The 12,616-nt window shown below is 59.4% G+C and carries 8 protein-coding genes; 2 read left to right on the forward strand and 6 right to left on the reverse strand.

Going from position 1 to position 12,616, the window contains the following annotated elements:
• Nucleotides 1-14 precede the first annotated feature (14 nt).
• The 4 genes from PMI23_RS00735 to morA all read right to left on the reverse strand — a co-directional run bounded on the left by PMI23_RS00735 (nt 15) and on the right by morA (nt 7,753).
• Nucleotides 15-719 (reverse strand): FadR/GntR family transcriptional regulator, encoded by a 705-nt coding sequence (locus PMI23_RS00735; protein WP_007909780.1) that lies wholly within the window; start codon nt 717-719, stop codon nt 15-17.
• An 87-nt stretch (nt 720-806) separates the two neighbouring features.
• On the reverse strand, nt 807-2,120 hold the full coding sequence (locus tag PMI23_RS00740) for a C4-dicarboxylate transporter DctA (protein WP_007909782.1): 1,314 nt from the start codon (nt 2,118-2,120) through the stop codon (nt 807-809).
• 277 nt (nt 2,121-2,397) lie between these two features.
• Entirely contained in the window at nt 2,398-3,651 is a 1,254-nt protein-coding gene (gene glyA / locus PMI23_RS00745; protein ID WP_007909785.1) for a serine hydroxymethyltransferase, read from the reverse strand.
• A 253-nt stretch (nt 3,652-3,904) separates the two neighbouring features.
• Complete coding sequence (morA, locus tag PMI23_RS00750; RefSeq protein ID WP_007909788.1) at nt 3,905-7,753, reverse strand: cyclic di-GMP receptor MorA; 3,849 nt, start codon at nt 7,751-7,753, stop codon at nt 3,905-3,907.
• A gap of 425 nt (nt 7,754-8,178) precedes the next feature.
• Here morA and ettA point away from each other — a divergent pair, with 425 nt between their 5' ends.
• The gene (ettA, locus tag PMI23_RS00755) at nt 8,179-9,843 is read left to right on the forward strand and encodes an energy-dependent translational throttle protein EttA (RefSeq protein ID WP_007909789.1); all 1,665 of its coding nucleotides are present in this window, start codon (nt 8,179-8,181) and stop codon (nt 9,841-9,843) included.
• 376 nt (nt 9,844-10,219) lie between these two features.
• Complete coding sequence (gene gdhA / locus PMI23_RS00760) at nt 10,220-11,557, forward strand: NADP-specific glutamate dehydrogenase (RefSeq protein WP_007909792.1); 1,338 nt, start codon at nt 10,220-10,222, stop codon at nt 11,555-11,557.
• Here the strand turns inward: gdhA and PMI23_RS00765 are convergent.
• Nucleotides 11,554-12,048: a GreA/GreB family elongation factor gene (locus tag PMI23_RS00765; protein WP_007909793.1), complete on the reverse strand. Its 495-nt coding sequence runs from the start codon at nt 12,046-12,048 to the stop codon at nt 11,554-11,556. The genes gdhA and PMI23_RS00765 overlap by 4 nt on opposite strands.
• Nucleotides 12,049-12,118: 70 nt before the next feature.
• Nucleotides 12,119-12,475 carry a hypothetical protein gene (locus PMI23_RS00770; RefSeq protein ID WP_007909794.1) on the reverse strand — a complete coding sequence of 119 codons (357 nt, stop codon included), beginning with the start codon at nt 12,473-12,475 and terminating at the stop codon, nt 12,119-12,121.
• Nucleotides 12,476-12,616: the final 141 nt, after the last annotated feature.

Consider the following 12,616-nt stretch of genomic DNA (forward strand, 5'->3'; position numbering starts at 1 on the left):
GTCTCCAATAGAAATCAGCGACTCAAGTTGTCGTCCGGGATGTTCAACTCGATGCCCATCCGTTGACCTTCGCGCAGAATGTGCCGACGCATTTGCGCACTGGCCTGGGCGCTGTTCTTGCTACGAATGGCGCGGACCACCGCTTCGTTTTCTTCGAGGCGCTCGGCCAGATGTTCTGGAGAATTACGCAGCACCTCGGCGCTCTGCTTGAGGGCGTTGCTGGTCTGCTGCACGACGCTCTGGAAAATCGGGTTCGAAGTCAGGGTGAACAGCTCTTCGTGAAAGGCGATGTAGGCGCTGACTCCGGCTTCACTGTCGCCAGCCTCAAGGGCTTCGCGCATGTCCATCAGGGTCAGGCGCAACTGGCCGACTTCCTTGCTGCTGATCGACTGCGCAACCAGACCGACAATGAACGGCTCGAGGGTATAACGCAGTTGCAGCACGTCTTCGAGGCTGGCGCCGGCCACCGCGCTGTCGTGGCTCTGGTTATCGCTCAATTGCGCGTCGAGCACGACCACGCCTTTGCCCGGCATCGAACGGACGAGGCCGAGGGTTTCCAGGACGATCACTGCTTCGCGCAGGCTCGGGCGGCTGATGCCCAATTGTTCGGCCAGTTCGCGCTGGCCCGGCAGCATGTCGCCGGAGCGCCACTGGCCACGGGCCAATGCGGCGCGGAGTTTTTCTACGACTGAGTTGACGACGGTTGATGTGGTTATCAAGGGTCTTGCTCCATTTGCCTGGGGGGAGATAGCCGCAAACTCAAGATCAAAAGATCGCAGCCTGCGGCAGCTCCTACAGGGGTTAAATCAGAACTCCTGCTGGTGCGCCGGAGTTGCTGTTTTACGCGGCTGAAAGGTGTAGCCCTGCTGACCGCTGAGTACTTTGTTGGCGCGTTGCACGTCGATGTCTTTTTCCCAACGGGCGATCGCAACCGTGGCGACGCAGTTGCCGATGAGATTGGTGAGTGCTCGGCCGATGCCCATGAACCAGTCCACTGCCAACACCAGCACCAGACCGACCACCGGGATCGCCGGAATCGCTGTCAGCGTTGCCGCCAGAATCACCAGTGCCGAACCCGGAATCCCGTGGGCACCTTTGGAGGTAATCAGTGACACCAGCAAAATGGTCAGCAGATCGGTCATGGCCAGCGGCGTGCCGGTGGCGTTGGCAATGAACACGATGGCCAGGGTCAGGTAGATCGAGAAACCGTCAAGGTTGAACGAGTACCCGGTTGGAATCACCAAACCAACGGTCGAGCTGCCAATGCCGAGGTGTTCGAGTTTGCGCATGATTTGCGGCAGCACGGCGTCGGACGATGCCGTGCCCATGACGATCAGCAGTTCTTCACGCAGATACTTCAAAAGCGGCCACATGCGCAGGCCGGAGGCACGCATCACCAGACCGAGAATCACACTGACGAACGCGATGCAGGTCAGGTAGAACAAACCGACCAGACTACCCAGATGTTGCAGGGAGTCGAGGCCATATTTGCTGGTGGTGAAAGCGATGGCGCCGAACACGCCGATCGGCGCCAGACGCACGATCATGCCCATGATGCGGAAGATCACGTGGCTCAGTTCGTTGATCAGGCGCGAGATCCCGGAAGCTGCTTCGCCGACCAGATTCAACGCGCTACCGAACAGCACCGAAAACAGCAGCACTTGCAGGATGTTGTTGTCAGCGAAGGCGCCGATCACCGAGGTCGGGATCAGGTCCATCAGGAACTGCGTGGTGGTGTGCATGTGCTGGCTGCGTTCGGCGAGATCGCCCATGTCGGCCGCAGACAGTTGCTCGAGATGGATGTTCGCGCCGCTGCCGATGCCGGTGCTGAAGGCGAAGACCAGGCCGATCACCAGAGCGATGGTGGTCAACACTTCGAAGTAGATCACCGATTTGAGACCGATGCGCCCGACCTTCTTCAGATCGCCGGCGCCGCTGATGCCGCTGACCACCACGCAGAACACGATGAGGCCGATGAGCATCTTGATCAGTTTGATGAAGCCGTCGCCGAGCGGTTTGAGCTGGGCCGAGTATTCAGGAAGGGTCAGCCCGCAGACGATGCCGAGCATCAGTCCGAGAACCACTTGGAGGAAGATTGAACGCGAGCACCATCTGAGCATGGGAGGAATCCTGGTCGGTGTCCTGGCTGCCGTGCGCTTGAACGCATCAGATTCAGAACTTAATTATTGTGGTCTTACCGGTATGTCCAGTGCAGGCGCAGTCTAGGCGCTGGATTTCTTTGATCGCAAGTGAAAAATGACGAATTGGCATGACCGGTCTGACCAGTTGTGCGGCAAGTCCCATTCTTGAGCGGTTCAGGCGTTTGAAAATATTCAGGCGAAAAAAAACCGGCCAATCACTTGGCCGGTTTTTCATGCTGCGGATTTAACGTCGCAATTAAGCGCCGTATACCGGCAGTTTCTTGCAGATGGCTTTGACTTTCTCGCGAACGGCGTCGATCACCGCTTCGTTGTTCAGGTCAGCCAGGATGTCGCAGATCCAGCCGGCCAGCTCTTTGCACTCGGCTTGCTTGAAGCCGCGAGTGGTTACAGCCGGAGTACCGAAGCGCAGGCCGGAAGTGACGAACGGCGAGCGTGGATCGTTTGGCACGGAGTTCTTGTTCACGGTGATGAACGCTTTGCCCAGAGCGGCGTCGGCGTCTTTACCGGAGATGTCCTGCTTGATCAGCGACAGCAGGAACAGGTGGTTCTTGGTACCGCCCGAAACCACGTCGAAACCGCGCTCGATGAACACTTCGGCCATGGCCTGGGCGTTCAGCACCACTTGTTCCTGGTAGGCCTTGAACTCTGGCTGCAGCGCTTCCTTGAAGCAGATCGCTTTAGCGGCGATCACGTGCTCCAGCGGGCCACCCTGGGCGCCCGGGAATACCGCGGAGTTCAGCTTCTTCTCGATGTCGGCGTTGGCGCGCGCCAGGATCAGACCGCCACGTGGACCGCGCAGGGTCTTGTGCGTGGTGGTGGTCACGACGTCAGCGAAAGGCACCGGGTTCGGGTAAACACCCGCGGCAACCAGACCGGCTACGTGAGCCATGTCGACGAACAGGTAAGCACCGACTTTGTCAGCGATGGCGCGGAAACGCGGGAAGTCGAGAATTTGCGAGTAGGCAGAGAAACCGGCCACGATCATTTTTGGCTTGTGCTCAACTGCCAGTCGCTCGACTTCGTCGTAGTCGATCAGGCCGTTGGCGTCGATGCCGTACTGCACAGCGTTGTACAGTTTGCCCGAGGAGGAAACGCTGGCGCCGTGGGTCAGGTGACCGCCGTGGGCCAGGCTCATGCCCAGAATGGTGTCGCCACCTTGCAGCAGGGCCAGGTAAACAGCAGCGTTGGCTTGCGAACCGGCGTGCGGCTGAACGTTGGCGTAATCGGCGCCGAACAGCTCTTTGGCGCGGTCGATGGCCAGTTGCTCAACGATGTCGACGTACTCGCAACCACCGTAGTAACGCTTGCCTGGGTAGCCTTCAGCGTACTTGTTGGTCAGGACCGAGCCTTGAGCTTCCATCACCGCTGGGCTGGTGTAGTTTTCCGAAGCGATCAGCTCAATGTGTTCTTCCTGGCGCTGAGCTTCTTGCTCCATGGCGGCAAAAAGGTCGGCGTCGTACTTGGCAATAGTCAAATCACGGCTGAACATGGCGGTCCTCAAGGATCGGGGGCAGAAAAGGGGGGCATTCTAACCCAATGGGTTTTGGATGGCATATGAAACGACATCATGTCGCAGACAAGTGGCGTTCATGCGCAGATAGATGGTGATTGTGCTGGCCTCAAAAGATCGCAGCCTTCGGCAGCTCCTACAGTAATCCGAGCTGATCCCGAATACTGTGACCGACATCAATCCTTGTAGGAGCTGCCGAAGGCTGCGATCTTTTCGGTCGCGCCGCCGATGTTCAGTCGAACATGAACAGCGCGTCATTGCTGAACTGCGCCTCAAACCGCCCCGCCGGCATCGGCCGCCCGAACAGATAGCCCTGAACCTCATCGCAACCATGTTCGCGCAGGAAGTCCAACTGCTCATGGGTCTCCACACCCTCGGCGATCACCGCCAGATTCAGACTGTGCGCCATGGCGATGATCGCCCGGGCAATCTGCGCGTCCTGCTCACCGGACGGCAGGCCATCGACAAACGTGCGGTCGATTTTCAGCACGTCGATCGGGAATTGCTTGAGGTAGTTCAGCGATGAGTAACCGGTGCCGAAGTCATCGACTGCGATGCTCAGGCCAAGGTTTTTCAGCCCGGCAAGAATCTGCATGGCCTCGCTGACTTCACGCATCAGGATACTTTCGGTCAGTTCCAGCTCCAGGCATGCCGGCGGCAGGCCGGTTTCGCGCAGGATCGTGGCGATCCGCGTGCCGAGCTGGCCATCGGAGAACTGCCGCGCCGAGATGTTCACCGACACCTTCGGCACGCGTACACGATTCTGGTGCCAGGTCTTCAGCTGACGGCACGCTTCGCTGATCACCCAATCGCCAACGTCGACCACCAGACCAAGCTCTTCGAGCACCGGAATGAAATCCCCCGGCGGCACCAGTCCACGACGTGGATGGCGCCAGCGCAACAGCGCTTCGGCGCCGGTCAGACGCTTGCCGTCGCCGCTGAATTGCGGTTGGTAATACAGGACGAATTCGTTCTGTTCCAAGGCATGGCGCAAGTCGCTTTCCAGCTCCAGACGCTCCAGCGCACTGGCGTTCATGTCGGCCTGATAGAACTGGAAGTTGTTCTTGCCGCGCTCCTTGGCGTGGTACATCGCGGTGTCGGCGTTCTTCATCAACTGGCTGAGTTCGTTGCCGTCCTGCGGACTCAGGGCGATGCCGATACTGGCGGTGACGAAGAACTCGCGACCTTCGAGCACGAACGGCCGCACCAAGCTGCCGAGGATCTGTTCGGCGACATGAATCGCCCGGTTCAACGCCATTTCGCGACTGGAGCGATGTTGCAGCAGCAGCGTGAATTCGTCACCGCCCATGCGCGCCACAGTGTCGTCATCGTCGACGCAGGCCAGCAGGCGCGTGGCCATGTCTTTCAACATGCGGTCGCCGGCGGCGTGGCCGAGGGAGTCGTTGATCGGTTTGAAACGGTCGAGGTCGAGGAACATCAGCACCACCCACGACTTCTGCCGCTCGGCCGATTGCAGCGCGGTGTGCAGGCGATCCTGGAACAGCGTGCGGTTCGGCAAATGGGTCAGGGCGTCGTAGTAGGCGAGGCGGTGAATCCGCTGCTCGCTGGCCTTGCGCTCGCTGATGTCGCTGAAGAAACACACGTAACTGGCCAGATCGCCCTCGTCGTCGAGCACCGCGGTGATGCCGACCCACGCTGGGTAATGCTCGCCGTTGCGGCGCTTGAGCCAGACTTCGCCTTCCCAGGTGCTGTGCTGATGCAGTTGTTTGAGCACGTAACGCAGGTGCGCGTCCTGTTGTTCGTCGACGGTGAGCATGTTCGGCAACTGATCAAGCACTTCGCTCACCGCGTAACCGCTGACGCGGCTGAAGGCTTCGTTGGCTTGCACGATGTAACCGGCCGGGTCGGTGATCAGAATCGCCGAGGTCGAATGCTCGAAAACCGTGGCGGCCATGCGCAGGTCTTTTTCGGCGCGGCGCTGCTGACTGATGTCGCGACCGACACCGAGCACGCCTTCGAACGCGCCGTGCTCGTCCCACACCAGCACCAGACGCAACTCGATCGGGATCTTGCGGCCATCGGCGCGCAGGCAGTCGAACAGGAACAATTGCGTTTGCACCTGATTGCGCAACACCGCCAATTGCTCGGGCTTGTCCAGCGCCTTGCTGACCCGATCCATCAGCGTATAGATGCCGCTCAATTGCTGCGGGTTGGCGATGGTCGATTGCCAGCCGTTCTGGAAAATCCACTCGGCGTCGTAGCCCAGTACCGCCTGCACCGACGGGCTGACGTAGTTCAGCGAGAGCTTGCTGTCGGTGGAAAAAATCACGTCACTGATGCTTTCGGCGAGCATGCGATAACGCTGCTCGCTGTCACGCAGGGATTCGCTGGCTTCGATCTGTTCGGTGATGTCCTTGGCCACGCCGATGATTCGCGTCACCTGATCGTGTTTGTCGCGAGCCAACGCCTGTTCGCGAATGTCGAAACGCCGCCATTTGCCGTCGCGATGGCGGAAGCGCAGTTGGCACTGGAGCAACTGACTGTAACCGGCGTGCCGCTGCATCTGCCGCGAGCGATGGTAGTAGTCGGCGTCTTCCGGGTGCAGGAGGATTTCCCAGAAATACTCGCCCATCTGATGCAGTTCAGTGCGGTTGTAGCCGAGGGTTTGACCGAGGTGGTGGTTACTGAAAATCATCCGCTGGCTGATCACGTCCTGCACGTACAGATGATCCGGCACGGTGCGCACCACGTCCGACCAGAAGCCTTCGCGTTCGAGCAGCGACAGTTCGATCAGCTTGCGGCTGGTGATGTCGTTGATGCTGAGGATCACCGCTTTGTAGTCGTGCTGCTCGATCGGCAGGCGCAACACCATCCACAGGTGCTGGTCGCGGCCATTGATGTCCGGCAGTTTGATTTCCAGTTCCAGCTGCTTCTGTTGCTGCAGGACGGCGTCGAGTACTTGATTGCCGATGGCGCACTGGCGGTGTGGATGGCCATCGATCAACAGTTGCCAGGCGTGCTCGCAAGAGTTGACGTTGAGCAGTTGCAACGCGACCTGGTTGACCTCGGTGACGCGCAATTCCTGCAGCAGTTGCTGACGTTGCGCCGGCTGGTCGAGCCAGGCTTTGAGCTGGTCGCTGGTCTGGATCTGCGCCTTGTCGAACACCTGCTTGAGGCCGGACAGATCAAGCACACACAGCGCCACGCCGGTGCCTTCGAAAATGTCTTGATAGCGTCGGCGACCCTCATGCAACTGGCGCTGGCGGCGGCGCATGTTGAGCAGGGCGATCACCGGCAGCATCGAGAACGCCAGACCCAGCAGGCATTTGCCGATAAACGCCGGCAGCAATTCTTCGAGCACGCGCTGGCGATCGAACAGGCCACGCAATTGCCAGTCGCTGCTGCTCAGTGGCACGGTCAACACCGTGTTGGCCATGTCGTCCGGACTCAAGACGCCGGGCCTGGCCGAAGGCTGCGCTTCGTCGCGGCTGATGATCTGATGGTTGAGGCGGTTTTCCACCAGCCACAACGGGCGGATGCCGGTTTCGCCCTGTTTGGTCAGCGAGTCGAAGAACGTCGGGGTCAAGCGCAGTACCCAATAACCGCGCGTGCTGCCGCTGGCCTGATGCAATAACAGATGCACCACAGAACCGTCGTCGGCGTTGCTGAAGTAATGTGCCTGTGCACGGCTGCGGCGCACCAGTTCGCTCAGGTAATCGGCGTCGTGGCTGTTGTCGGCACTGTCGCTGATGATTTTGCCGGAAGGGGTGAGCAAGGCCAGGCTGCGCAAATCGGGCAGCGATTGCTGGAGCTTGCGCAGCAACGCCTGCTGTTCGTCGGCTGATTGCGGTTGTTCGACGATCGGTAGCAGGTTGAGGGCGATTTGCGCGTTCAGCGCCATGTTCAGGCTGACCTGCGAGGCGAGGTCGGCGGTGTAATCAATGGTGTACTGGCGCTGGTTTTTCTGGGTTTCGCGCAGTTGATCGAGCAGTTGCCAGAACAGCAATGCGAGCAACAAAAGCACAAGCGTCGCCAGCGCACCCTTTAATGTACCGCGCAGGGACGAGCCGGGCGCCGGTGGGGTGCTGCTCACAGAAGCTGGCGGAGTGACATTGGACAAGCTGTAATCCTGCGATTTGGCTGGACTGGCGCGACGTGCACTATAAGCCGGACGCCCAAAGGGCGGCTAGCATGCCTTGAGTCGTGGCGAAGTGCCAGCCCCGCGCGGCTGGACTGCCTTTCATCATTCAGGTAGCTTTGCCGGTTACGCGGGAGCCCAGACACTGTTAAAACTACTGCGCTCGGAAATACTGCGTTGAAAACAGGCTCGGACTGCTCATTTACAACCCGTAAACTCCGCGTCCTCGCCTGTTTTCGCCTTGTCTTTCCTTCGCTCGTTACGTTTTAACAGCGTCTGGTCCAGCTCCTAGACTCAGACTTTTTCAGCGCGCACGCATTGATAACCATCAAGTGAACGACGCGCATGGTCTGGCCGGGCTTCGCCTGCGCTGCAATCATTCATCTGTCACTGACCCAAGGTTCTCCATGGCTCAATACGTCTTCACCATGCATCGGCTGGGCAAAGTTGTTCCGCCGAAGCGGGAAATTCTCAAAAACATTTCGCTGTCGTTTTTCCCCGGCGCCAAGATCGGCGTACTCGGCCTCAACGGTTCGGGTAAGTCCACGCTGCTGAAAATCATGGCCGGCGTCGACACCGAGTTCGAGGGCGAAGCCCGTCCGATGCCGGACCTGAACATCGGTTATCTGCCACAAGAGCCACAACTTGACCCGACCAAGACCGTGCGTGAAGTGGTCGAGGAAGCGGTCAGCGTGATCAAGGATGCGCAAGCGCGTCTGGACGAGGTCTACGCCGCTTACGCCGATCCGGATGCCGACTTCGACAAGCTCGCCGCCGAGCAAGCCAAACTCGAAGCGATCCTGCAGGCCAGCGATGGGCACAACCTTGAGCGTCAACTGGAAGTCGCTGCCGACGCCCTGCGTCTGCCGGCCTGGGACGCAAAAGTAGAACACCTGTCCGGTGGTGAAAAGCGTCGTGTGGCCCTGTGCCGTCTGCTGCTGTCCGCCCCGGACATGCTGCTGCTCGACGAACCGACCAACCACTTGGACGCTGACTCCGTGGCGTGGCTGGAGCACTTCCTGCACGACTTCCCGGGCACCGTGGTAGCGATCACGCACGACCGCTACTTCCTCGACAACGTCGCCGGCTGGATTCTCGAACTCGACCGCGGCGCGGGCATTCCGTACGAAGGCAACTACTCGGGTTGGCTTGAAGCCAAGTCCGATCGACTGGCTGCGGAATCCAAGCAGCAGTCGGCCCACGAAAAAGCCATGAAAGAAGAACTGGAGTGGGTGCGCAAAGGCGCGAAAGCCCGCCAGTCGAAATCCAAGGCACGTCTGCAACGCTTCGAGGAAATGCAATCGCAGGAATTCCAGAAGCGCAGCGAAACCAACGAGATCTACATCCCGGCCGGTCCGCGCCTGGGCGACAAGGTCATCGAATTCAAGAACGTCACCAAGGGCTACGGCGATCGCGTGCTGATCGACAACCTGTCGTTCTCGATGCCGAAGGGCGCCATCGTCGGCGTGATCGGCGGTAACGGTGCCGGTAAGTCGACCCTGTTCCGCATGCTGATGGGCAAGGAAACACCGGATTCGGGCAGCATCGAAGTCGGCGAAACCGTGCAACTGGCCTGCGTCGATCAGAGCCGTGACGACCTGGATGGCAGCAAGACTGTGTTCCAGCAGATCTCCGACGGTTCCGACCAGATCCGCATCGGCAACTACGAGATTCCGTCGCGTACTTATGTCGGTCGCTTCAACTTCAAGGGCGGCGATCAGCAGAAGTTCGTCAAGGATCTGTCCGGTGGTGAGCGCGGTCGTCTGCACCTGGCGCTGACCCTGAAGGAGGGCGGCAACGTCCTGCTGCTCGACGAACCGTCCAACGACCTCGACGTTGAAACCCTGCGTTCCCTGGAAGAAGCCCTGCTGGACTTCCCGGGCGCTGCGATTGTGATCTCTCACGATCGGTGGTTCCTTGACCGTGTGGCGACACACATCCTGGCGTACGAAGACGACTCGCAAGCGATCTTCTTTGAAGGTAACTACACCGAGTACGAAGCCGATCGCAAAAAGCGTCTCGGCGAAGCGGCTGCCCAGCCGCACCGGGTACGTCACAAGAAACTGGCCTGATATCGGGTTGGTTGCATGAAAAAGCGGAGCCTTCGGGCTCCGTTTTTTTTTGCCTGGTTTTTCAGGGATACCGAGTTGGATTCATCGCTGGCAAGCCAAGCTCCCACAGGGTTTTGTGGGGTGTTCGAGATAGGTGTTTCACCGATGTCCACTGTGGGAGCTGGCTTGCCAGCGATGGCGGTATAACTGTTGGTGCATCACTTGAATTTGATCTCACCATTCAGGTGCAAAACTGGGTAAAAACCAGCCGGATTTATATCCTGTGCACCATTTAATTTCATAACTGCGACATCTTGCTCTGTTCCTGTGCGCATTTCGTTTGTTACAGTCCGGCCCAATCTCCTCCAACGACAATAAATTTGCCGAGACTTTTGCCATGATCGAATCCGTTGAATCCTTCCTCGCCCGCCTGAAAAAACGCGATCCGGATCAACCCGAATTTCACCAGGCCGTCGAAGAAGTCCTGCGCAGTCTGTGGCCGTTCCTCGAAGCCAATCCGCATTACCTGAACTCGGGGATTCTGGAACGTATCTGCGAGCCGGAGCGTGCCGTGGTGTTCCGCGTGTCATGGGTCGACGATCAGGGCAAAGTGCAAGTCAATCGCGGTTTCCGCATCCAGATGAACAGCGCCATCGGCCCGTACAAGGGCGGCTTGCGCTTTCACCCATCGGTGAACCTGGGCGTGCTGAAATTCCTCGCCTTCGAGCAGACCTTCAAGAACTCCCTGACCTCGTTGCCGATGGGCGGCGGCAAGGGCGGTTCCGACTTTGATCCGAAGGGCAAGAGCGACGCTGAAGTCATGCGCTTCTGTCAGGCGTTCATGAGCGAGTTGTATCGCCATATTGGCGCCGACGTTGACGTGCCGGCCGGTGATATCGGTGTCGGTGCGCGCGAGATTGGCTTCCTCTTCGGCCAGTACAAACGCTTGAGCAACCAGTTCACCAGCGTACTGACCGGCAAGGGCATGACCTACGGCGGCAGCCTGATTCGTCCGGAAGCCACCGGTTTCGGTTGCGTGTATTTCGCTGAAGAAATGCTCAAGCGTCGCGGGCAGGGCGTTGAAGGCAAGCGCGTGGCGATCTCCGGTTCCGGCAACGTTGCGCAATACGCGGCGCGCAAAGTGATGGATCTGGGCGGCAAGGTGATTTCCCTGTCCGACTCCGAAGGCACGCTGTATTGCGAAGCCGGGTTGAGCGAAGAGCAGTGGCTGGCGCTGCTGGAACTGAAAAACGTTAAACGCGGGCGCATCAGTGAATTGGCGGCAGCGTTCGGTCTGGAATTCCGCGCCGGCCAGTTGCCGTGGTCGCTGCCGTGCGACATCGCGCTGCCGTGCGCTACGCAGAATGAGCTCGACGCTGAAGCCGCACACGCGTTATTGCGCAATGGCTGCGTGTGCGTGGCTGAAGGCGCGAACATGCCGACCACACTGGAGGCTGTGGATATCTTTATCGAGGCCGGGATTCTGTTCGCCCCGGGCAAAGCATCCAACGCCGGCGGCGTGGCGGTGAGTGGTCTGGAGATGTCGCAGAACGCCATGCGCCTGCTGTGGACGGCGGGTGAGGTGGACAGCAAGCTGCACGCGATCATGCAGTCGATCCATCACGCTTGCGTGCATTACGGCGAAGAGAACGGGCGGATCAACTACGTCAAAGGTGCGAACATCGCCGGCTTCGTCAAAGTCGCCGACGCGATGCTCGCGCAGGGCGTGGTTTAAGCCGGTTCGATGCGGATCACTTCAATCATTTGATCGCCGGCGGGGCGCTGCCACAGCACCTCGTCGTTGAGTCGGGCACCGAGCAGCGCCCGGCCCAAGGGTGAGCCCCAATTGATCAGGCCTTTGCTGGCATCGGCCTGATCTTCGCCGACCAGTTGCACCCGGCGTTCGGTGTCGTGCTCATCGGCGTAGGTCACCCAACTGCCGATCTGCACTTTGTCTCTGGACGTTGCTGCTACGGCGACTTGTGCGCTGCTCAGGCGCTGATTGAAATAACGCAAATCACGTTGCAGATCCGCCAGCCGTCGCTTGTCGGCCTGCTCACCTCTGGCTGATTGTTCGGCATGCAGGCTTTGCAGCTCGGCGACTTTGGCCTGCAACTGCGCCAACCCTTGCGGCGTGACGTAATTGGGCTGCTCGCTGACCTGTCGTTCAACCGGCTGATCGGCTTGTGCGGCGGCGTTGTCTTCGTTGACGAATGCGCGACTCATGGTGTCCTCCTCGTATGAGGTTTGGGCCATGCTCGCAGGCATTTGGTTTCACTGGATGTCTGGAAGCGACCTATTGCGAGCGATAAGCCCGTCCGGCGTCCTGATCTTTCTGCTGCTGCCAGGCGCGTTCTCGTTCGTCCCAGTGTTCGTTGCGATACTCTTCGCGTCCCTTGTTTTCCAGCATCGCCTGACACTGGCGGAAGCCGTCGGTCCAGCCTTCGGCGTATTGCTTGTCTTTAAGATAGCGCGGCACGTTCTTGCGAAACTCGCCGCTGATCGAACCGGCCGCCTGGCGACCGCTGATGCAACCGTCATCGAAGCCGTCGGCGAAGGCCGGTGGATAACCCTTGGCGATCAGATCTTCATGGGTGGTCTGGCAACCGCCCAGCAACAACACAACACCCAACCAACCCGCACACCGCCACATCGCACTCTCCCGCGCCGGTTGTCCGGCTTATGGGGAAAGTCTAGAAGGGGATTCGTTGGTGGGGTGTGAAAGAAAGATCAAAAGATCGCAGCCTGCGGCAGCTCCTACAGGTGAAACACATTCCAAATGTAGGAGCTGCCG

Source organism: Pseudomonas sp. GM24, assembly GCF_000282235.1.
Taxonomy (GTDB): Bacteria; Pseudomonadota; Gammaproteobacteria; order Pseudomonadales; family Pseudomonadaceae; genus Aquipseudomonas.